The organism is Leptothermofonsia sp. ETS-13, assembly GCF_049200465.1.
In the GTDB taxonomy this organism is placed as follows: Bacteria; Cyanobacteriota; Cyanobacteriia; order Leptolyngbyales; family Leptolyngbyaceae; genus Leptothermofonsia.
The window spans coordinates 1,665,874-1,688,568 of sequence record NZ_CP120836.1; the positions used below are offsets into that span (position 1 = coordinate 1,665,874).

The 22,695-nt window shown below is 51.1% G+C and carries 14 protein-coding genes; 9 read left to right on the plus strand and 5 right to left on the minus strand.

What is annotated here, in order from left to right:
* Positions 1–469: 469 nt before the first annotated feature.
* The 4 genes from P4D80_RS07450 to P4D80_RS07465 all read left to right on the plus strand — a co-directional run bounded on the left by P4D80_RS07450 (position 470) and on the right by P4D80_RS07465 (position 5,414).
* Positions 470–2,764, plus strand: a complete 2,295-nt coding sequence (locus P4D80_RS07450) for a nitric-oxide reductase large subunit (RefSeq protein ID WP_421658368.1) — start codon at positions 470–472, stop codon at positions 2,762–2,764.
* A 285-nt stretch (positions 2,765–3,049) separates the two neighbouring features.
* Entirely contained in the window at positions 3,050–3,262 is a 213-nt protein-coding gene (locus P4D80_RS07455) for a DUF542 domain-containing protein (protein ID WP_421658370.1), read from the plus strand.
* 23 nt (positions 3,263–3,285) lie between these two features.
* Positions 3,286–3,492: a hypothetical protein gene (locus tag P4D80_RS07460; RefSeq protein ID WP_421658371.1), complete on the plus strand. Its 207-nt coding sequence runs from the start codon at positions 3,286–3,288 to the stop codon at positions 3,490–3,492.
* Positions 3,493–3,695: 203 nt separating this feature from the next.
* Positions 3,696–5,414 (plus strand): aldehyde dehydrogenase family protein, encoded by a 1,719-nt coding sequence (locus P4D80_RS07465; protein WP_421658372.1) that lies wholly within the window; start codon positions 3,696–3,698, stop codon positions 5,412–5,414.
* 4 nt (positions 5,415–5,418) lie between these two features.
* Here P4D80_RS07465 and P4D80_RS07470 read toward each other — a convergent pair whose 3' ends face one another.
* On the minus strand, positions 5,419–6,303 hold the full coding sequence (locus tag P4D80_RS07470; protein ID WP_421658373.1) for a glycoside hydrolase family 19 protein: 885 nt from the start codon (positions 6,301–6,303) through the stop codon (positions 5,419–5,421).
* Between the two features lie 348 nt (positions 6,304–6,651).
* Between P4D80_RS07470 and P4D80_RS07475 the strand changes: the two genes are divergently transcribed.
* The gene (locus tag P4D80_RS07475; protein WP_421658374.1) at positions 6,652–7,626 is read left to right on the plus strand and encodes a TonB family protein; all 975 of its coding nucleotides are present in this window, start codon (positions 6,652–6,654) and stop codon (positions 7,624–7,626) included.
* A gap of 1,164 nt (positions 7,627–8,790) precedes the next feature.
* Positions 8,791–10,275: a S8 family serine peptidase gene (locus P4D80_RS07480; protein ID WP_421658375.1), complete on the plus strand. Its 1,485-nt coding sequence runs from the start codon at positions 8,791–8,793 to the stop codon at positions 10,273–10,275.
* Between the two features lie 337 nt (positions 10,276–10,612).
* On the opposite strand, the gene P4D80_RS07485 is transcribed toward P4D80_RS07480, so the two are convergent.
* Positions 10,613–12,184 carry a sensor histidine kinase gene (locus P4D80_RS07485; protein WP_421658376.1) on the minus strand — a complete coding sequence of 524 codons (1,572 nt, stop codon included), beginning with the start codon at positions 12,182–12,184 and terminating at the stop codon, positions 10,613–10,615.
* Between the two features lie 452 nt (positions 12,185–12,636).
* Positions 12,637–13,785, minus strand: coding sequence for an arsenosugar biosynthesis radical SAM (seleno)protein ArsS (gene arsS, locus P4D80_RS07490; RefSeq protein WP_421658377.1), 1,149 nt, complete (start codon positions 13,783–13,785; stop codon positions 12,637–12,639).
* Positions 13,786–14,368: 583 nt separating this feature from the next.
* Here arsS and P4D80_RS07495 point away from each other — a divergent pair.
* Positions 14,369–14,959: a hypothetical protein gene (locus P4D80_RS07495; RefSeq protein WP_421658378.1), complete on the plus strand. Its 591-nt coding sequence runs from the start codon at positions 14,369–14,371 to the stop codon at positions 14,957–14,959.
* 5 nt (positions 14,960–14,964) lie between these two features.
* A complete protein-coding gene (locus tag P4D80_RS07500; RefSeq protein ID WP_421658379.1) occupies positions 14,965–15,567 on the plus strand; it encodes a hypothetical protein in 603 nt (200 codons plus the stop codon).
* A 282-nt stretch (positions 15,568–15,849) separates the two neighbouring features.
* Here the strand turns inward: P4D80_RS07500 and P4D80_RS07505 are convergent, their stop codons facing one another.
* Positions 15,850–17,016: a quinone-dependent dihydroorotate dehydrogenase gene (locus tag P4D80_RS07505; protein ID WP_421658380.1), complete on the minus strand. Its 1,167-nt coding sequence runs from the start codon at positions 17,014–17,016 to the stop codon at positions 15,850–15,852.
* 227 nt (positions 17,017–17,243) lie between these two features.
* Here P4D80_RS07505 and P4D80_RS07510 point away from each other — a divergent pair, with 227 nt between their 5' ends.
* A complete protein-coding gene (locus P4D80_RS07510; protein WP_421658381.1) occupies positions 17,244–19,994 on the plus strand; it encodes a GAF domain-containing protein in 2,751 nt (916 codons plus the stop codon).
* A gap of 5 nt (positions 19,995–19,999) precedes the next feature.
* Here the strand turns inward: P4D80_RS07510 and P4D80_RS07515 are convergent, their stop codons facing one another.
* Entirely contained in the window at positions 20,000–22,681 is a 2,682-nt protein-coding gene (locus tag P4D80_RS07515) for a DEAD/DEAH box helicase (protein WP_421658382.1), read from the minus strand.
* Positions 22,682–22,695: the final 14 nt, after the last annotated feature.

Here is a 22,695-nt window from a genome sequence, read left to right on the forward strand (position 1 = left end):
ATTGTGAGAAGGAGTTCCTGCGGCACTCCTTCTCACAAAGCTTCTCCATCTCACAACTGATTTAGGACTGCTATAGAAGCAGGGCGTATCTAAAGGTTGGGGGAATCCATTGGCCATTTCTCGTTGCTAGGCTCCCGCCGGGCTATATCGATTAGAAGCTCCCGCTTCCTGTGTTGGTTCAGAGAAGCCAGAGCTTCAATGGCAGGGTTACAAAGCCGGAGATCCGTAACCAGAGTAGACTCCCTAAATGATGAGATGCCCCTATAGAAGCAAGGGGTTACTGAACTGTCAATAATTATGGCAAAGACTTTGCGATTCACAAGCCTGGTCTAAAGATGAGCCTGTTTTTACATTACTTCAAGCAAACTGCAAAATTAAGGATGTTTGAAGGTCTGTTTTGACTTAAGTCAAAGCGATTGAATTCTGATCTGTCTAGTCTGGAGGGTGCTAAACCACTAGAGATGCGACGATGGCAAATCCAACGTTTGATGTTGCTGGAGCAAGAGGACGTGAACGCACTTGGCGATTTACCCTCCCAGCCTGGCTTGCACTTATCTGTATTGTGACCTTTACAGTTTTAATTTCGGCAGGAGCAGCAATTTATAAAAATGCCCCCCCCATCCCAACAACGGTTGTTTCGCCGCAGCAAGAAATCATTCTAACCCAGAAAAATATTCAAAACGGGCAGGAAACCTATCTGGCGCGGGGTGGACAGCACATTGGTAGCATTTGGGGGCATGGCAGTTATTTGGCTCCCGACTGGACGGCGGACGTGTTGCATCGTTGGGGCCTGGCAACAGCGGGTGTATTGTATAACGGCAATCCCGATTTTGATCAGGTGGATTGGGAGGCGTTGTCAGAGAGCGATCGCGCCCTGTTGCAAGTCGAGTTGCGCAACGAATTTAAAACCAATCGGTATGATGCCAAAGCCGGTCAGTTGGCATTAACAGACGCCCAAACCAGGGGGCTAAAACACGTCTTTGCAGATTATCACACGCTGCTGTCTAAAGGGTCAGCAGTGCATTCCATCCCCAGAGATTGGTTTACTGATGATGCTCAAATTCGAGATGTCACGGCCTTCTTCGCCTGGACAGCCTGGGCCGCATCCGCCAATCGTCCCAATGCGCCGTTTTCGTACACGGCCAACTTTCCCCATGACGAGCTGATTGGCAACCAGGCTCCTGGACAATTTGTGATCTGGTCAATCGTCTCAGTGATTGTGTTAATTGCGGCGATCGCCCTTTTCCTGTTTGTGTATCTCACCCAAGAAGATACCGAAGAAATCCAGTCCGTAAATACCCGTCCAGCCATTCGGATGGCGACGACCAGCCAGAAAGTCACCAGCCTGTTTTTTGGGGTGGCGATGGCGTTGTTCTTCGTGCAAATCGTCATGGGCATGGTGACCGCTCACTATGCGGTAGAAGGAGAAGGCTTTTATGGTATTCCAATTCAAAGCTATCTACCCTATGCCGCGTCTCGCACCTGGCATTTGCAACTGGCGGTCTTCTGGATTGCCACCTGCTGGTTAGCAGCGGGACTGTACTTTGGCCCCCGCTTTGGCAAACACGAACCCAAGTTTCAAGCCTGGGGGAATGGGGGGTTACTGGCGGCTTTAACCGTTGTTGTCGTCGGTTCGCTGGTGGGTGCCTGGGCTGGAATTCAAGGCTACCTGGGCGACAAGAGCTTCTGGTTTGGCCATCAGGGCTATGAATATGTGGAACTGGGTCGCCTCTGGCAACTGCTGTTGATTGGTGGCATGGTGTTCTGGCTGTGGCTGATGTTCCGCGCCCTCAAACCCGCTCTGAAAGCAGAGGGCAGCAAAACCGGATTGAATCACTTTTTCCTCTACAGTGCCATTACCATTCCTTTGTTCTATGCGTCTGGTTTGATGTACACCAACCATACGCCGTTGAGTATTGCGGAGTATTGGCGCTGGTGGGTGGTGCATCTGTGGGTCGAAGGTTTCTTTGAAGTCTTTGCAACCGTGGCGATCGCCTACCTCTGTAGCGAACTCGGTTTCCTCAAGCGGTCCTCTGCCTTACGAGCCACCTATCTCACCACAATTCTCTATCTCGGTAGCGGGGTGATTGGCACCTTGCATCACCTCTACTTTGCCGGAACACCCGTGTTCATTACCGCAATGGGATCGGTTGCCTCGGCGCTGGAAGTGGTGCCCCTGACCCTGATTGGCTTTGAAGTGGTGAAGTCCCTGAAGCTGTCTCAAGAAGCCCAGGGTTTCTATCGGATGCCGCTCAAGTTCTTCATTGCCACTTGTTTCTGGAACCTGGTGGGAGCTGGGGTGTTCGGGTTTTTGATCAATCCGCCGATCATCCTCTATTACTCCCAGGGACTGAACACTACCCCGATTCATGCCCACTCTGCCCTCTATGGTGTGTATGGCTCGCTAGCGATTGCCCTGATGCTGTTTGCCCTGCGGGAAATTACCCCCGATCGTGCCTGGGATGAGAAGAACCTTAACTTCTCATTCTGGTGGATCAACGGTGGTCTCGTGGTGATGATGGTGTTTGGACTGATTCCCAACGGCTTTTATCAACTGGTGCAATCGATTAATCATGGCACCTGGTACGCCCGCAGTGCCGAAGTGATTAGTTCTGCCTGGATGCAGTGGACGGTGTGGCTACGCATCCCCGGAGACATCATTTTTACCGTGGGAGCGATGATGTTGATCTACTGTGTTGGGCGAGCTGTGGTTGGCATTTTCCAGCAACCGACCCAGGTACAGGAGGAGGGGATGAGGGGGTAAGGGGGGCGAGGGAATCAGGATTTCGAGGAGTCGGAGCCCTGTTTCTAGAACACTCCCCTTAATTAATCAAAAAATATCATTAATCAAAAAATATCGCTCCTCTAGGAAAACATTTTGAAACTTCAAAAATTCTCATGGCTGCTTCAAAAGCCATCTGATAAATCTCCAAACCCCTATGCTGCCTCATCAGCTTTTGACCCACTTCTCTCAATCTCCCATCATGCCCTCTCTCCAGTATTCTCACCTCCTCACCCATCCATTTCACTTACGATCGGAGGTAAATTCATGACTACGTTTCAAATCCATGACACCGTAGGTGCGATCGTGCGTGATCATCCTCTGCTCTTTCGTCTGTTTGAGGAAACTAACGTGGACTATTGCTGCGGCGGCAAGAGGACGATTGATGAAGCATGTTGGCAGCAAGGTCTCGATCCAGAAACATTTTTGGCACGGTTAGAAACTATGCGACGACTGAATCAGTCCCAGAGGGAAATTTAGCCACATTGTCGTTATTAGCCACATTGTCGTTAACCGAATTAGCCGATCACATTGAGCGTATCCACCATACTTACCTGCACACGGAATTGCCCTGTTTGGAAAAAATGGTGACAAAAGTTGCTGCTGCGCATGGAGAAAAAGAACCTCGGTTGATGCGGATCAAAGACATTTTTCTGGCGCTGTCGGCAGAACTGGCAACTCATTTGATGAAGGAAGAACAGATTTTGTAGTAGTGCATCAAAAGCAGTGTGGGAAAATTTGTAACAATTGCCAGGAGACCTTCATTTGCCTGTCTTCAAATTTGAGTCAATCAAACCTGAAAACCTTGGTTAGGTTATGACCCCACATTTCTCTGATTCACGATCATTTTATTAAGGTAGTAAGTTTATTAAGGTAGTAAGCGAAGCTTATCACCAAACTCTCAGGAGAGCCGTTGTCTTACAACAGTCAAGGGGCAGAGATGCTGACTGACCATCCCAAAGTCGTCCAATCTCCGAAAGCAACCTCATTTGAGGAAGCGGATGCGATCGCCACTCGCCTTGCTCACCGTAAAGATGCCTGGCTCCAGGTAGGCATTCCTGAACGGATTCACTATCTGGAACAATGCATCGAAAGAGTAATGGCTGTTGCAGAAGTTTGGGCAGAGACAGCCTGTCGGGCAAAGGGGATTGATCCCCAATCGACTCTGGCGGGGGAGGAGTGGTATGTGGGTCCAGTTGTCACAGTGTACAACCTGCGATTGTTGGTGAAAGCTCTTAGGGCAAACGGGCAACCCCACCCTCCAAAGCTAAGAACCTTTAACGGGCAAACCATTGCCCAGGTATTTCCTGCCGATATCATCGATCGCTTGTTGCTCCTGGGTTTCACTGGCGAAGTCTGGATGGAACCGGGAAAACCTGCAACACAAGGTCTGGTTTACCGAAATAAAGCGACAGCGGGAAAAGTGTGTCTGGTACTGGGGGCAGGAAACCTATCAGCGATCGCGCCAATGGATGCTCTATACAAGCTATTTGCCGAAGACGAAGTCGTGCTGCTGAAGATGAACCCGGTCAATGAGTACATGGGGTCCATTCTGGCATCCGCCTTTCAACCTCTGCGGCAGGAAGGGTTCTTTGAAGTGGTTTATGGTGGGGCAGACCTGGGTCAATATCTCTGTCAGCACCCCCAAATCAACACGCTTCATATCACGGGTTCTCACCACACCCATGACGCGATCGTTTGGGGCGCCACCCCTGACGAGCAAACAGAGCGCAAATCCAATCGCCAGCCTTTAAATTGCAAACCCATTACCTCTGAACTGGGCTGTGTTACGCCTGTAATCGTAGTACCCGGTCACTGGTCTCAAGCTGATCTGGCCTTTCAAGCTCGCCATGTTGCCGAAATGGTGATTCACAATGCCAGCTTTAATTGTTGCTCTGCCAAACTGCTGGTAACTGCCAGAGGTTGGCCCCAGCGGGAAGAATTTCTCTCCCTGCTGAAGCGCGAGTTCGCGGCTATTCCTCCCCGCGAGGCTTACTATCCAGGAGCAAAACAGCGCTATTTGAAATTTCTGAATCAGTATCCCCAGGCGCAGCCAGTAAATTCTGGCAGCGACACAATTGTTCCCTGGACTTTGATTCCTGATGTGCCTGCTGAAGCAGGGGAATACGCCCTAACCCAGGAAGCTTTTTGTGGCGTACTGGCTGAGGTGAACCTGGAAACAGGCAATGCTGGGGAATTTTTAGCGCAAGCGGTGGAATTTGTGAATCAAACGGTGTGGGGAAATCTTTCCTGCACGATGCTGATTGATCCAGTAACGCAGCGAAAGTGGGCAGCGGAACTGGAGGCGGCGATCGCCAACCTGCATTACGGAGCAATAGGGATTAATGTCTGGTCTTCCGTTCTGTTTGCGATGCCTCTATTTCCCTGGGGTGCGTTTCCCGGTAACGCTCTGGATGATATCCGTTCTGGGCAGGGAGTAGTGCATAACACCTATCTGTTTGAGCATCCGCAGAAATCAGTCCTGCGTGGTACTTTCCGCATTTTTCCAACCCCCATCTGGTTTTCTCGCCATCGACACCTGCGGCAAGTGACCATGCGGCTTGCCCAGTTTCAAGCCAAACCAGGATGGGGAAGGTTCTTCAAGCTGGCGATCGCGGCTCTGGCAGGATGAATTCTTAAACTCCCAATGCCCTCTTTGCCGCCTGGAGCAGGTGAATCCGGTCTTCCAAGCCGTTATAGCCCCCATTAATCACCCGTGTGACCGTACGAACATCATCCCGATCGGCGTCACCATTGAGTTGTCGGGTGCTCCAGTACCAGCCAGCACTGCGGCTTGCCAGGTCCGGGTCTGCTAGCCGTTTGGGATTGCTAATCAGGTCAACTCCCAGGGCTCTGCCGCATTCCAGGTAGTTGGCTCGCCCCGTAACCTGAATCAATCCCCTGCCCTTGAACCGGACACCATCTCCCGGCTGGGTGTTGCCAAGGTCGTCCCGATATTCGTAGTCTTCACCAGAAGCGTACTCTTCGAGAGCATTGAAGCGATCGCTCTCATGGGCAATCTGGGCCAGAAAATGGGCCTGTCGTAGGGGGGTGTTGATACTGTATTCCACCATCGTCCGATTCAGTTGGGGAGCCAGTTGTTCGGAACGACCGGAGGGGGCTTCTGGTGCGATCGCCCGCAGCTTTTCTGGCGTTAGCCAAACCATCTTTGACTCTGGAAAGATTGAAGCATAGGGCTTTTTGTCCGCTGGGCGGGCAGGCAAATTGCTGAGGGCGCGAAGCAGATCATCGACAACACCATCGATTTCGTTGAGATCTCCCTGAAGTTTATTCCATACGGTTTGAAGTTCCTCGGCTGCCTTTTGTCGTCCTATCTCAATATCGAATGTTCCAAAAATACCTGCGTAGGGGGGCTTATCCGCAGGGCGATCGGGCTGGCCGTTCAGCTTTCGGATCAGGGCATCAATCATTTCATCGTTTTTGCTGACATCTCCCCGTAATTTAGCGATCAAAGCTAACAATCGAACGAGTGCCTGAAGTCTCCAGATCTGTAGTTGCATGATGTGCGCACCTCTGCCAGCGAGTGTGTAAGACTAACAAAGCGGTGTCAGAAAATCCCTGATACTTTGGCTACATTATTTCCCAAGCTTTAGGTTTCAATCGGTACCTGAAGCTTGGTTTTATCTTTTGGAAAGCGATGGTGGATACAGGAGCCAAAATCCAGAATCCAGAATCCAGAATATGAAGATTCTTTACCTGATCAGTTCAGGCTGGCAGGATTATAGGGGTGGAGGGGTGGAGGGGTGGAATCCCTGGCTGGGGCGAAGACCCCACACCCCCCTTAAACCCAATGTCCTGAACAAGCTGGCGACAGCTATAACAATTGATAACAACTGATATCTATTCCCATGGTTGATTCCCATCTTGCTGATAGGCGGCGTTCAGAATCCCCTGCATTTTGGGTATTGCTTGTCGCAGGGTCGGTTTTGTTCCATATATTGCTGTTTTTGTCGTTGCGACAGTTTTTGAGTCGCTTGATCAAAGTTGAGGTGGAACCCGCCCCCATTTCTGTAGAATTCGTGGAACCGTCTACGATCGCCTCTCAGCTAAAATCGACGACTTCAAAGCGGGAAGCCCCCCGCCTTACCAGTGAGCAGTCAAAGGCGACGGTTCCTTCTCAGACCACAAATTCGCAGGTAGCGATCGCTCCTCAAACCGTTTTTCAGCCTGCTCCAGACCCAACCCAATCCCCTTCTCCACCATTTCCATCCCAGAACCGTCCAACTCAGCCACCCAGGAATTCAACTCCCAGGCAAGAAAGCAATCGCAAACCCTCACCCCCACCCCGGAACCCTGCCGGGGAAACGAATAATCCAGAATTTTCTCGCTCTCCTGCCCAACCCATTCTCCCCGTACCGCCTGAAGTAAGCTCCGGTGGCTCCTCTATCACAGGCGACCCTGGGGCTTCTGGTTCAACTGGAGCAGGAAATCCATCGCTGCCGGAGGTTACTATTTCGAGCGATCGCGGACAGGGAAGGGGGTTGAAAGTAACGATCCTGCGTTTTACCAATGCAAATACTGGCAGAGACGTGACTGACCGTGACTACGAAGTTGCCCGCCCACTTTCCACTTCCCAATCGTTTCCAGATATTGCCTATCAACCATCGGTAGAGTTGAATCTGGGCTCTTCCATCACACTCAAGGTTTTGGTGGACAGGGACGGAAACCTGCAGAGGGTAGATGTGATTGAGGGCAGCCGGGCTGCCGATTATGACGAACTGGCAAAAAGGGTGATTCAAAAACTTCAATTTGAACCAGCTCGACAGGCGGGTCAGCCCGTAGATAGCCTGGCTGAAATTGAACTGCGCATTGATCGGCTTTGAAACCGGAAAACCCAGACAGAAAAAAAACTGGCACCTTTCGTTGTGGGAGTAATTGTCCAGAAATGGTGACAGGATGCTTGAACAGTAGACAGATGGGAAACTGGTTGACCAGAGATAGCGATCGCGATTCCAAAACCTGTACAGTGTCTCCAGCAAAGAAGGGACTTCTACCAGGACATTAAGGGTTTCTACCACGGCTTTCTGAAAAAGCCTTTCCCAAACGTTAAATTGCGATGGCAGTTGCGATGGCTGCACGCTGCTTTGTTTATCCTTTGAGAAGTCAGGAGTCAGGAGCCAGGAGCCAGAAGCTAATATGGCCACCATCCCAACCAAGAGCCCTGGAATATTGATTTTGTTGTAGGATAAGCTTTGCTATCAACAAACTTTCAAGAAAGCCGATTTTCTCACAAATTCAGGTTCCCAAAATGCACGGAATTGATGCATTTAACCAGAAGAATTTGTGTCGTAGTTCTTAATCATTGACAGCCAGAGAATTGTGAAAGGACTTCTCTAAAAAAGACCCTCACAATTCAAATGAAATGGTTCTGGCGACCGCCGGAACAATCAGGTTTATTTCGTAGGTAATCATCCCTATCAGGGGTTGCTTGAAGAGGAAAGATGGTTTCTGGATAAATACCGGGTGCTCCTCCCTCACATCCTTAAAGGAGAGAACAGATTCTATAGCTGTCGCCAGGTTGCTCAGGACATTGGTTTTATAGCTCTAGGCAGGTGCGTTAGGACATTGGAATTAGAGAGGGAGTGGAGGCTTCGCCCCCAGCCAGGGGTTCCACCCCTGCACCCCGGCCCCAAGCCTGGTGACTATTGCTATAAATCCCACTTTTCATGAGGATTTAGGAAGATCTGAATGTCTTACTACAGGCAAAAGGATCTTCAAAAGATTCTCTTAAAAGAATCAATTTTTTGAAGGTTCCTATTAGTTGAATAGTGTTGAATTAAAACTGGACAGTGTGCCCGCTCTGTGATACGTCGAGAGGGTTTAATAGCTCATGAATTCTTATTTCGGTGACCTTCTTCTATTAGTTTTTTGAGGATAGCAGCATTTTTCAAATGGAATTACTGCGAATGTTCCGGATCGTTAACCATCCTTTGAGAATGTTTGCTTCGGAGTGGTTTTTTCTCAACCCAGACAAAGAGGTAAAACGAATGTTTGGTCAATCAAAGCAATATGGTTCGAGCTATCAGAGTTCTTGCAATGCATCTTCTCTAACAGTTTCGGATCTATCACGGGACTTCCTCAAAACCACGCTTTCAGAACTTAGAGATCCGCTTCTGGAAGGCAACCTGTTTAGAGCCAGTTCCGCCAGAGCCTTTGTTACACCCGATCCAGGTAGCACTCTGGGAACAGCTTACAATGTCGGTGCTTTGGGAAGTAGTCCAGTTTCCCTATCCGATTCAGTCAGTAGTGGCGATCGCAGCGACATTTACCAGTTCAGTGTCATCACCAGCGTTAGCTTTAACCTGTCTCTCACCGGAATGACAGCTGATGCGGATGTACAGCTTCTGAGTGGCAGTGGCGCAGTCCTTCGTAGTTCGACCAATGGTAGCAATGCAGATGAGGCTATCAGCCAAACCTTAAATCCAGGAACCTATTACGTTCGGGTTTACCAGTACAGAGGCAATACCAACTACACTCTCACCCTTTCAGCCGCCAGCACAACCTCCTTCCCAACCGCAACGAGCTTTAATCCCAATTATGGATACGGCCTGGTTGATGCGGCAGCAGCAGTGGCACGGGCGATCGGGCAAAATCCCTTTGCACCCGTCGCAAACCTGGGGGGCAACAGTTGGAACCTGGATCAGGTTAATGCTCCCGAAGTATGGGCACAGGGCTATACCGGCCAGGGAATTACCGTTGCCGTCATTGACAGCGGCGTAGACTACACCCATCCCGACCTGGATGGCAACATCTGGATAAACACCCGCGAAATAGCTGGCAATGGCATTGATGACGACGGCAATGGCTTTATTGACGACATTCGGGGCTGGGATTTTGTGCAGCGGGACAACACCCCAACCGACCCCAATGGTCATGGCACCCACGTTGCCGGAACTATAGCCGCCGAAAATAATGGCTTTGGTGCAACAGGTGTTGCCTACAACGCCCGGATCATGCCCGTGCGAGTCCTGGATGCAAATGGTTTTGGCAGCAGTTCAAACATTGCCGCAGGCATTCGCTATGCTGCCAACAATGGCGCTAGAGTTATCAATCTCAGTCTGGGTGGCGGTGGCCTGTCGAGAGACATGCAATCCGCTGTGCAGTATGCAGCGCAACTGGGAGCCGTAGTTGTCATGGCTTCTGGAAACGAATCCCAAAGCCTACCGAGTTACCCTGCCCGTCTTGCCACCCAAACTGGAATCGCGGTGGGCGCGGTAGACATTAACAAACGGCTCGCGGGTTTCTCCAATGATGCTGGACCCAATCCTCTCAGTTATGTGGTTGCATCGGGCGTTAACATCTACTCCACCACCCCCAACAACACCTACCGGAGCTACAGTGGTACCTCAATGGCAACCCCCCATGTCGCCGGAGTAGCTTCCCTGGTTTTAAGTGCCAACCCCAACCTGACCCCAGCTCAGGTGACTAGTTTGTTAATTGAAACGGCCAATCCGAATGGGATAGTAGTTTGATAGGGGTGAGGGGTGAAGGGGTGAAGGCCAGTTGTTAGTTGCTGGTTGTTGAGTAGCTAGGCGCAATTAAATTAAGGATAATTTTGGGGGTGTAGGGGGTGAAACCCCCTGCCTGGTGGCGCAGCTACCACTCCCGCCCTTTACAAATTAATGATGACTACCTACTCAGTTGTTAGAGAGGAGTGAGAGGGTGATAGGGTGAGGGGATGATAGGGTTATTGCTCTTTACATCTATTAGTCCATCATTTCCCTACTCCATCACCTATCCACTCCTCCACTCCTTCACCCTCCCACCCCATCACCCTCTCTCACACCCACTCTCCACCCATCCACCTATCTACCCATCCACCTCATTAGAACTGTTCATCTCCAGGGGAAGAAATACGGTCATAACTTCACCCTGCTGGGGTCGTTGTTTCACAATAAGCTTGCCGCCAAGGGCCTGGAACAGATTTTTAGTGACTGCCAGGTTCAGGCTGAGGCTGCCGGTTTCTGGTTGGAACATCAATAGTTGCCCGATCGCCTTCAGGAAGGGTTGATGAACCTGGGCCGCAAAGTTAGCGTCCTTCACTTCCGATTCATTTGGGTTAGATTCCAGTTGCAGTTTGAGCTGGCTTCCGGCGGGTGTTACCTGAACTTTAATATGGCTTCCAGCCGGAAGGTTGCGGGTGAACCGCTCAATCAAACTGGTCAACGCCTGATCCAGCATCGTCGGGTCACTTACTACCATCGGCACCCTTTGGGGTAACACCACATCCAGGGTTAACTGCCGCTGGTTCGCTTGCTTCTGCCAGCGGGGAATGCTTTCTTGAAACATCTGCGCCAGAGAAGTGCGTGTGAGGGCCATAGCCGCATGGTGGGCAGAGGAGGTTTCTAACTCGGCAGCCCGAAAGATTAGGCCAAAGCGATCAATCTGCTCACTGCATTCCCGGTCAATTGAATGGAGGCGCTTGAGGACGTCTGGGGAGAGGTCTGGACGTTTCAGGAGCGATCGCGTCAGGGTTCGAATCGTTGCCAGAGGGGTGCGGATCTCGTGAGCAAGCGCCTTCAAAAGTTCCACATCAGGACTGTTAGAGTCAGGCAATGGGCAGGCGAGGGGCACTGCCGGATTGGGAGCAGAGCTAACAACTTCCTTGTTCCCTTCCTGGTGTATTTCTGGAAGCGCATCATTCCGCATTTCCTCCAGGGGTTCTGGTAAATGCTCCATCATCAAACGGCTAAACTGCATCACCGTTTGATAGTTGGGTGCAACGGGTGGAAATTTTTGGATCAGATCGTCCAGTTGCTCAACCTGATGGGCATTCATCAATAGAATGCGAGGGCGAATTGCCTCCCACGCCTGCTGCACTACATTGGGCATGAAGGAGAACATAAACGTGGGGTTGCCCATTAGTGTCTCCCCCAATACCATCACCAAGCTAAACCAGGGCGTTAGTACCAGACAAAACTGCTCACTCGCTAAAGGGTCATCAGGCAGAAGCGGTAGGGCTGAAGTGGTTGGTTTTTTGAGTTTCTGGGAGGAATGATTAACAGATGGTAGCAGCTTGAATGGAATCCAGGAAGCAGTATGCAGCGAATGGGTTGTTAAAGACCAAGTGGAGATTTTGGTCACCAGGTCAGGATGGCTGATCACAGGCAGCGGTCCCGACAGTATCAGTCCGCAGGTTGAATAGGGAACTTCTAGTAAATGGTGGGCGATCGCATGCTGAAGCATGACATTAAGAGCGGCGATCGCGCCAGTCCACTCCCGTTCTGCTCGTACCCGCTGTAGCGCCAAGCGATTGGTTACAAAACGACGTGAACCATTACCCTCCACTCCATTTGAGGCTTCAGAGGCATACTCTGCGCTCCACGTCGGGTCGTTTAGCGCCAGAATTTCACTCAGGGTTGGTAATAACCACTTGGGCACAACGGTTCACCCTCTATCTGGAGATAGAATTCCCAATCACAACAGCAATACCACTAGACAACGTTGTTGAGTTGTTGAACAGCAAGATACATTGAAACATGTTTCAAGTATCCAGCCTCCTTTTCTAAAATCAAACAACGCCTACTACGAAGGTATCTGGATTTGTGCGTATTTGGGTAGTCGCCAAACCGAACCAATCAGTCGCAATATCCGTTGCTAAGCAGGTGGCCATTCTTAATTAGAAGGGGGGAGTGGGAGCACAGCCCCCACTCCCCCCTTAAAGCCAATGTCCTGAGCAACCTGGCGACAGCTATAATTTGATTGCGCCTAGTGGATTATCAAAGGAAATTTGCCTGGTTATCTAAACCCAGAAAAACCAATTGTAGGGGGTTTTGAAAGGTTTGCAACCCTTCAAAGTCTACTTGGCAGACTACTAGCTACTTATCTTTTTCTCAGGCGATCGTCCCACCGCAAGAGCTTCCCGCACCTGCCGTGCAGCCAAAACAGTGTCGCCCAGTCACAATCTCTCGTCGGGCCAGCATTTCAGGGTTGAAATCCCGAATGTGGGGACGCTCCCCCTGGGGCAGTTGAATTTCCAGATCCAGCATCTGGTTGAAATCGCAATCAAACAACCGCCCATCCCACGAAATGGAAAGGGTACTGCGGCACATCAGGCCAGAGACGGTGGCAGGATTAAAGGCATTCACCAGCAATTCCAGATAGGACTGTAAATTGCCCGACTGCTCCAGCCATTCCAGATAGCGAGAAATGGGCATGTTGTTGAGGGTAATCAGGCGATCGAAACTAATTCCAAAGTTCTTCTGTAAACCCGTCTTCCACTCCTGTTCAAGTTTTGCCTGGTTACTGGAGAGAAATGCTCCAACCGGGTTGCTCATTAAAGTTAGCCGCCGTTTGGGGTCGCCCTGACCATAGCCCACGGTGTTTAACCGTTGCAGCACCTCAATTGATTTTTCAAAGGTGCCGTCGCCCCTCTGAGCATCGGTATTACGCTGACGGTAATGGGGCAGGGAGCAAACCAGTTCGACCCCGTGTGCCGCAAACCATTCGGGGAGATCTTGCATTCCTGGCAGCAGCAAAACGGTGAGGTTGCAGCGATCAATGACGTGTTTTCCCCGCAGCACGCATTGCTCAACCAGGTAACGAAAATGGGGATTGAGTTCAGGTGCGCCGCCTGTGATATCAACCGTGTGCACTTCCGTCTGGTCGAGGGCACGCAGGCAGGCGTCAATGGTGTCCCGGTCCATAATTTCGCGGCGATCGGGGCCAGCATCGACATGGCAATGGCGGCAGGTCATGTTGCAAAGCTTGCCAACATTTATCTGAAAAATTTCTAATTTTGCAGGCCCGAACTGCCGCCAGTTGTGAACTGAGAGAGTTTCAGCAAAATTTCCCTGGTGAGGGGTTTGGGAAAGATCTATAGCATTCAGAGTGGCAATCTGGTATTCAGCCGAGGCCAGGGGAGAATGCCTCCACTTCAGAGAAGTGGTCGATTTCGGTCCCGATTCTGGGTTGTCCAGTCTGACAGTTGCCAGGGGGGTAGGCTCAATTGGTTGGGTTGCTTCGGAAATAGAGTCCATCAAAGTTGGAAATGCTCCTAATGAATCTCGGTAGAGCTGGAAAACTCAGCCCATTAATTTCGGGCCAGGGTCAGCCCATAAACTGAAAGCAGTAAGATTTCGGGGAGATCTACTGGGGATTTATAGTCTAAACCTCAGACATAAAAATCCGCTGAGAAAAGATTCTCAACCAAGTTGAACCTCCGTCACTACTTTTTACTTTTTGTTTTGATAAATACGTTCGTCCCACCCCTGGTGGATTTTTTCTCAATTCATTTTTTCAGTTCATTTGCGATCGCCCCTGCTGAGGACCTCAGCAGAACTACAATTGGGACATCAGGATTTAGACCTAAGAGATACATTTTGTAGCCTTCACGCTTCTTATAATTTCTTTACTCCTTTCGCTTTGATTTGCTAGAACAACAGGTTACAACTGAAGTATTCAATCCTTATACTAGTTCAATATGAAGATGCGTAGAATCAGAACCCTTTGTAGTCCCCCTTTGGTAAAGGGGACGGCGACAACCGGGGGTTGATAACGTATAGCTTCATAAAAACATTGGTATCAGATTCAGAATTGGTATTAGATTCAGAATGAGATGCAAGGATGGCAGATAGGGAATACAGAGAATATAGAAGCGTTAGTGAATTTCCGCTTCACATCCAAACACTGAACCGTGAACAATTAGAAGCTGCTTACCACGAGCTTCGTAGCGAATATCGAAGTTTGAGTATCAGCCGTGGTCAACTAGTAAGACGTCAAACTGAAGCAAAAAAAGATCTTTTAACTTTGAGACAAAATCTCCAGCAATCTAAAAGTAGTTTGGAGAAACTCAATCAGGAAAAGCAACAGCTCCAAAAGTTGCTAGTTCATAACGTTGAGGTGCGTAAGCAGCTCGAAACATGGGGTAGTAATCTTGAAACTCAGGTCAATCATTTAACTCATCAAATTAATGCAACTAATAAGTTGTTAGGAGAGTTTGAGGCTGTTTATGAGGAGGTTAAGAGTGACAGTGGTTTGCTCTCTATCGGTCGCCGTTTTCTGCTTTTAATTCAAGCAGCCCATCGCCTCTTAAATACTGATATTAGTACCTTGCTTCCACATAAACCAAAGGTTCCACATAAACCAAAGGCAGACTCAGAAGATTGGACTCAAGAAACCCCCTCCAATATTGGTCGTAAATTGTTAGATGAATAAAAAAAATGAGTAAATTGACAGAATCTTTGAAGGCAACTGCTGAACAGTTGAAGCAAATCAAGCATGGCATTAGTCAGATGCGTGAGTTGGGACAAGAATTATCTGACAACACTGTTCAGGTTGTAGATGCGGCTCTGCGTACAGGTTATGCTTACGCAAAAGCTGAGGCAGAGAATGGAATTGTCCAGCCAGAACCATCATTTCCTGTAAAATCCATTGCTCCAACTACTACCAATATCCTGGCTTTGAATGAACTCCGCTCCTCTGGAGGAACTTGCTGGACAGCAGAACTACTCAAAACTCAGTTCGGTGGCTTTAATGAAGCTTATCGTTACTTACGAAACTGTGGTTTCAAGCTTAGTCAAAGGAGTTGGAAAACAGTTATTGATACATTTAATGGCAATTTAGTTAATGGCAATTTAGATAGTTTTAACAAAAGTTCAGATAGGAAATTCAACAAAAGCCCAGACAGCGAATCTTCAATCCTACAGAGGATTGCCCACTTGGAGCAAGCTATCTTTCAGCAGGAGCGACGTATTGTAATGATTGAGGAGAAACTCAATCAGGCGCTCCAACAACTTCAACAAATAGCGATCGTGGCTGAGTAACTTCAATCGTTGAATAAGAATCGTTGAATAAGTAGATAGTCATAATTAATTTGTAAAGGGAGGAGTGGGGGGCTGCGCACCCAGGCAGGGGGTGAAACCCCCCCTCCACCCCGAAATTATCCTTGATTTAATTGTGCCTAACTACTTTGATTTAATTGTGCCTAACTACTTAATGCACTTTTATAGTACTTCCAATCATAGTACTTTCAGCAGTTCCAACATCTCCAGAGGAAGAACAGTCCAGAGGAAGAACAAACGGTGCAGCAGCTTTACTCTATCACCCTAATTCCTCCCAATCACTTGAGAGATTGACTCTAAACCCTGTTCATCCATTTTCTTAATGAGCCCGCTCAAAATCCGGCGCACCATCCAGGGACCTTCGTAGATCCAGCCTGTGTAGACCTGAATCAGGCTAGCTCCGGCAGTGATCTTTTCCCAGGCATCCTCAGCCGTGAAGATGCCACCCACACCAACAATGGGTAAGTTGCCCTGGGTTTCTTTGTAAATAAAGTGAATGACTTCGGTGGAGCGCTGGCGCAGGGGTGCCCCACTGATGCCGCCTGCTTCCTCCTGAACCGTTTTTCTGGTGGCACCAATCCGCTGGGTTTTGAGTCCGTCGCGGGAAATCGTGGTGTTGGTGGCAATGATGCCCGCCAGACGGTGTTTCCGGGCCAGATCAACGACAGCGGCAATATCCTCCCACTCCAGATCGGGGGCAATTTTGACCAGCAAGGGCTTTTGCTGCTGATTTTCCTGCTGGAGGGTGCGGAGGATGGGTTCCAGGTTTTCTGCTGCCTGAAGCGATCGCAACCCCGGCGTATTTGGCGAGCTCACATTCACCACAAAGTAGTCTCCCCAGTCTTGCAACAACCGAAAGCTACCCAGGTAGTCTTCGGTGGCTTCTTCCAGTGGTGTGACCTTAGACTTGCCGAGATTGATGCCAAAGGGGAATGGGGAATGAGGGAGGGAAAAATAGCTGGCTCCGTCCCCCTTCCCTTCCCGATTTCCCCACCGTTGGCTCAGGATTTCTGCCATTTTCTCCGCCCCCTGGTTATTGAACCCCATCCGGTTCAGTACAGCCTGGTCGAGGGGTAAACGGAACAGACGGGGACGGGGATTGCCGGGTTGGGGGTAGAGAGTGACGGTGCCCAGTTCGGCGAAACCAAAACCAAAGTCCGCCCAAATGCCAGAAGCAATCCCGTCTTTGTCAAACCCGGCGGCCAGACCGATGGGGTTGGGGAAGGTTAAGCCCCAGAGGGATTGCTTTAAGCGGGGGTTGGTCAGACTGTAAGCCTGACGCATTTGATGACATAGCCAGTGGGCTAGGGGGCGATCGCGACCTTGATCCAGCCAGTGCAATGTTTTCAATGTTTGTTGATGAAGCCACTCCGGATCGGCTTTTAGCCCTGAGAATAAAATTGGACGGATGGCAGTCTGATAAATGTCCATCTGAACGATTAGAAACCAACTAGGATGTAAGGAATGCCAGCTAAAGGTCGGGCAGTCGAACGGATTGCTTTGCCAGCAAAATCTCTGTGTGAATTTTCACACTGGGTATCTTGGCACGTCACTGGTCTTGCTGATTACTCTAGTTGTATTAGCGTATCCGCCGCTTAAACTAAAACATGGTTCAACAGAAAGAGCCAAATGCCCCATACGATAGGCAACTAGTTACCTTGGGGCGTGTTCTACAAACCCTACGGGAAGAAGAAAATTCAGATGTTTTAATTGATACGGTTTTGAGCTATCTCCGGTCCGATTTTGATTATGACCTGATTTGGATCGGGCTCTACGATCGGCTGGAGCATCGGCTGTATGGCAAAGGTGGGGTTACACCGTCTGGCGAATTGGGGATCCTGAAGCAGCGATTTATTTTGAACCCAGGTGACATTCTGGAGCAGGTCGTGATCCAGCAACGCCCCTTGGCTATACCAGACCTGCGTGAAGAACTGAGGGCAGGGGAGTGGCGTAAGGTCGCTCAGAGCCTTAACATCCAGGGTACCGTCATCTTCCCAATTCGCCATAAGGATCGCTGCTATGGCGTCACGTTGCTGGGTACACCCCACTGGGGAGTATCGCCTAAAACGGATGAAAAAGCACGGCTATCGATGATTTTGGGGGGGCTGGGAGCAGCTCTTTACCAGATTGAGGTGGAGTGGCAGCGACAGCAGACGAAGCGCCCCGATCAGCCCTTACTGGCACTGTTAACAACCCTGCGATCGCTGCCCGGCCTGGGTGCCCGTCTAGAAGCGATCGTGGAAGAGACGCATCAATTTATTCAGCCTGCTCGCACCAGCGTCTACTGGTTTGAGCGGGAACGGCGTTATTTCTGGCGCAGGGTGGGCAATCGCAAGAAGGCAACGGGGTTTGGGGAAGCCAGCCAGCCAGCCTCCGGGATCACAGTGCAGGAAGTGAGTGGATTTTACCAGGCCCTCGTTTCGGATCAGATTGTTTCCATTGGGGAGGCCCACAGTTCCCTTAAAGCCGATATAACCAGCCGTTTGATGCAGCAAATCCGGGCGCGATCGCTGCTGGCTGCTCCCATCCTGTTCCAGAACGAACTGTTGGGGTTTCTGGCGGTGGAGGGTAATGAGCCGCGTATTTGGGAAGAGGAAGAGAAAAACTATGTCCGGGGGGTCGCCCAGATCATTGCACTGATCGCCCCCCTGGATGAGATGGAACAATCTATCGATCAGATCCGCTCCGATCAGGTGCTGACAGCTGAAATTGCCCGCTCCATCTACAACGACGACGACTGGAAAGCCACCCTCAAATTGTCAGCCGACCAGCTCTGTAAACGGCTGAGAGCCGAGCGTTTTTTGGTCCTGTTCTACGATAAAGACCAGGCACGATTTGAGATTTGCTACCAGAGCCAGCCTAACAACCGCCGCCATTTGACGGCTCCTCTGGAAGCACTGAACGACACCGATCACAAGCTGCTTGAAAAAAGTACGGAAGCGATTGGAATCGAAAACCTGGATGGGGATTTGCGCCTGCTGGCATGGCGCAATCGCCTGTTGGAGCTAGGAGTACGAGCATTGCTGGTCTGCAACACCGCCATTGGGCGATCGCTGGAGGGGTTAGTCGTCCTCTGCCACGAAACTCCCCGCACCTGGAGCCGCACCGAGCGGGAATTGGTGCGAGTGGTCAGTCAGCAAATTGGCCTGATTCTGCACCAGTGGCAGCTGCAGAAACAGAACGAACAGCAGCAGAAAATTATGCAAACCATTCAGTGGGGGCTGACCATGATTCAGCAGACCCACCAGTTAGAAGTGCTGGAACGGGCGGCTTTGCAACAAATTTCCCAGGTGCTTCAGGTGCCCCTGGTAGCTTTGATTACCTGGTCTCCCGGTCGAGGAGCCGGGCGCATTTCGCCCCCCATCATCACCAATGATCGCTTTGCCATCAATCTAGATATGGTGATTCCAGTGAATACTGACCCCCTGATTGGGTGGACGCTGGCGAGCGATGGTTTACTGCCGCTGGCGATCGATGATATTCCCGCTGATACCCGCCAGTGGTTGTGTGGGGTAGGCATTGGTCAGGTGCTATCCATGGCGTTAAGGACGGCTCCAGAGCATGAACCAACTGGTATTGTGCTGGTGGCCGATGTAGCTGATCGCCGCTGGTCAGAACGATACCTGAGTGCCTTTGGAACACTTGTCAGCCAGCTCGCCTGGTCTCGCCGCTACATTAACCTAACCCACAACCTCACCGTTCAGCAAGAAGAACTGGAGCGCCTGAACTGGTACAAACACCGCCGTCTGGAAGAACTTTACCGCTCGCTCAGCACCAGTCTTCAGCGGCTGAATCAGTTGGATAATCCCAAAGATCCACTCTTTGTCACCCGCCAGCAGCAAGCTCTGAAGCAACTGAATGACTGCGTGGGAACCTTGCCCCAACTGGTTGAGCAGGAGTTTTGGCGACTGCGCACCTTCCCCCAAACCATTTCCCTGATCACTCTGCTTAAACGGGCACTTGAGCGAGTGGATGCCCTGATCAAGCAACGCCAGCTCTGGTCTCAGGTTCACAACGAAAGCAACCTCACCGTGAGTGGCGATATCGTCAAAATCGAACTGGTCCTCTACGAGCTGCTATTGATTGCCTGTGAGCGATCGCAGCCCGGCAACCGCATCGATATCTGGTGCCGTCAGATCGATAATCGCTGGCTCGAACTTTCCATCACCGACAACGGAGAAGTAGACCCCCGCCTGATTCAGGAGCTGGAAGCAGGACAAATCATCGATCTGCTCGCCCCTTCCCCCCTCGATCAACCGCCTGGGCTACACCTGTTGATTTGCCAATCCCTGATGAAGCAAATTGGTGGCGAGTTCGACCTTTACAAACTGGAAGATGAACGCATCCTCAGCCGTCTGGTATTGCCCCTGGCAAACACCAACCGTCCAGCGGTGACAAAACCCCAGTAACCCCTTCACTCTACGCCTTCATTCACCGGGAACCGATCCAGCAAGGCAATGGCTTCACGGGCCTGAATTTTTAGCTGGGATGAAACGTGGGGAACGTGGGGAATTTGGGAGAGAAAGTCAAGGGTGCGGCGCAGAATTCTGACCACATCCCCTTCATCGAGGCTGGTGTTGGCACACAATTCAAGCCAGTCAATCCCCATTGCCCACTGTTCGACCAGCCCAACCAGTTCATACTCCAGCCAGACGGGGAGAACCACCTGATGCTTGCGTTGAAGCTGAAACAGACGCCGCCGGATTCCCCGTAACCCTGCCAGAGCCTCTTCTACTTCGGCAGAGAGGTCATAGCGGGTCCAGCTATCGGGGCGGGAGACTTCGGTAACGAGGGCAGCGCAGGCAGCAGCCAGATGATGAGGTTCCAGATCATCCAATTCGCCCGACATGAGCGACAGCCCCAGCCAGAGCTCATTGTCACCCCGGATGGCGGCGGTAGCCTGCCCGGTGATAGTGGGGGTAAGACCGTCTAAACAGCCGAAATTTTGCAGAATATCAATCAGGCTGAGGAACTCTTCCCAGTGACGTTGGGATTGGCGATCCAGCTTTTCTTCACGATCGCGAATCTCCTCCTGAATCGCCGCTGCTCGCTTCTGTCGCTTCAGGATAGTGGTACGGTTGCCCCACTGGTGAACAGGATGCATCTCAATCTGGGCTTGTACGACGGAGAGCCGCTGCAATTGATCCACCACCTCTGAGGCTTCTTCCAGGGGTGAGGGGATGACGGGAATGCGACGGGCGATCGCCCGTGTCTCTTCATCTCCATTGCGGGATTGCCCTGGTTTGTGCGGCATTTCGGCGGGTGGAGTCAGGTGATCCACTTCGGCCAGACGGGGAATTTCCCCCCGCAAGCTGACCACATCGCTAACCGAGGCCACGTACCAGCGATTATCCTGTCCCAAGCAAATGAGGTAGGGAAACTGACCCGAACCCGGCACCTTGGCAACCAGCACTGCAGGCAAGGGGTGAGCCACAGGGATGTGCTTTCCCTTCAGGCTCAAGGTAGTTCCGGCAACCGCAAAGGAGAGGGCAATGGGCATGTCGCTGGCCCGTACTTCCTCTGCCTGGTCTTGCAGGTATTTCAGGAGTCGCTTTTCTTCCTTCAAGCGCTCCTGGAGCTTCTCGTACTGATTCAGCAGATCCCAATCCACGGCCTCTAGCTGGGATTCGATCTGAGCAAGTTCAGTTTTCAGATTAGCGATCGCCTCCTGCTGCGGTCTCAGGTACAGGGTTGACAGATATTGCCCAAAGCTGCGCTCAATCAGTTCCCTGGCTTCCTCCAGCGTGTGGGTTTGCAGCAGATTCAACACCATGCCGTAACTGGGTGTAAACTGGCTCACCAGCGGGTCAGCTCCCACTGTTGCCAGGTAGGCTGCTTCCCGCGCTCCTTCAAAAGGCGTTTGCACCGTCACCACATGGCCCAGGCTATCCATGCCCCGCCGCCCTGCTCGCCCAGCCATTTGCAGAAACTCGGAGGCATTCAATAACCGATGACCAAGGTCAGTTCGCTTGGACAGGCTGGAGATCACCGTTGTCCGGGCAGGCATGTTAATTCCAGCCGCCAATGTCTCCGTGGCAAACACAACCTTAATCAGCCCCTGCTGAAACAGCTCCTCAATCAGAGCTTTCCAGGCGGGCAAAATTCCAGCGTGGTGGGCGGCAATCCCCTGGTAAAGCGGCTCAATCTGATCAACCCTCCCCACCTCCGGGTTGCGGGCCAGAAACTCATCTACTTGAGTTCTCAATCGGGCTGCTTCATCCTCACTCACCAGCGACAGGGGCAATTTGCTCACCTCAGCAACCGCCTGGTCACAGCCCTTACGGCTAAAGATGAAGTAGATAGCAGGCAGCATATCCCGCTGCTGAAGTTGAGTCAGCACATAGGCCAGATTGGGACTTTCCTGTTTGGGTCCTCTCCGGTTACCGCCCCGCACGCTGCCCCTGCCGCCCTTGGGTTTGAGGCGGGGGTTCATCCGCTGCTGGCTGTCATCCAGGAGGGGAAACAGCCCCTTAGGATTGCAAAAGTAGAACCGCAAAGGCACCGGGCGGTAATCGGAATAGATGAGTTCGGTCGGACCGTGTACCTGCTGAATCCAGTCCGTGAGCTGATCACTGTTGGCAACGGTTGCAGACAGGGCAACCAGTTGAATTTCGGGTGGGCAGTAGATAATTGACTCTTCCCAGACGGTGCCACGCTGGCGATCGTTCATGTAATGGCACTCATCTAGGACAACGGTTTCAACGCCAATCAGCGAAGTACCGACCTCCCCAATTGGAGTGCCATAAAGCATATTGCGGAAGATCTCAGTCGTCATGACCAGGATGGGCGCATCCCGGTTAATCGAGACATCCCCGGTCAGCAACCCCACAATTTCTGCCCCAAATTGCTCCCGAAAGTCTCTTAATTTCTGATTAGAGAGTGCCTTCAGGGGAGTGGTGTAAAAGACCCGTCGCCCCCGAGCCAGTGCCCGATGAATCGCGTATTCTCCAATCAGCGTCTTCCCCGAACCTGTAGGGGCACAAACAACGACCGATCGCCCAGCTTCCAGCGCGGCGATCGCCTGCAACTGAAAGTCATCCAACTCAAACGGAAACAGGGTTTTTAGATCCAACCCTGATACAGGAGGGGAAGTCACGCCCAAAGTATCCA

What these genes read in the sequence shown, in the direction of transcription:
- P4D80_RS07500 (WP_421658379.1), top strand. Translation starts at nt 14,965, where the DNA reads ATGAGTAAATTGACAGAATCTTTGAAGGCAACTGCTGAACAGTTGAAG.
- P4D80_RS07455 (WP_421658370.1), top strand. Translation starts at nt 3,050, where the DNA reads ATGACTACGTTTCAAATCCATGACACCGTAGGTGCGATCGTGCGTGAT.
- P4D80_RS07475 (WP_421658374.1), top strand. Translation starts at nt 6,652, where the DNA reads ATGGTTGATTCCCATCTTGCTGATAGGCGGCGTTCAGAATCCCCTGCA.
- P4D80_RS07470 (WP_421658373.1), bottom strand. Translation starts at nt 6,303, where the DNA reads ATGCAACTACAGATCTGGAGACTTCAGGCACTCGTTCGATTGTTAGCT.
- P4D80_RS07495 (WP_421658378.1), top strand. Translation starts at nt 14,369, where the DNA reads ATGGCAGATAGGGAATACAGAGAATATAGAAGCGTTAGTGAATTTCCG.
- P4D80_RS07480 (WP_421658375.1), top strand. Translation starts at nt 8,791, where the DNA reads ATGTTTGGTCAATCAAAGCAATATGGTTCGAGCTATCAGAGTTCTTGC.
- P4D80_RS07450 (WP_421658368.1), top strand. Translation starts at nt 470, where the DNA reads ATGGCAAATCCAACGTTTGATGTTGCTGGAGCAAGAGGACGTGAACGC.
- P4D80_RS07505 (WP_421658380.1), bottom strand. Translation starts at nt 17,016, where the DNA reads ATGGACATTTATCAGACTGCCATCCGTCCAATTTTATTCTCAGGGCTA.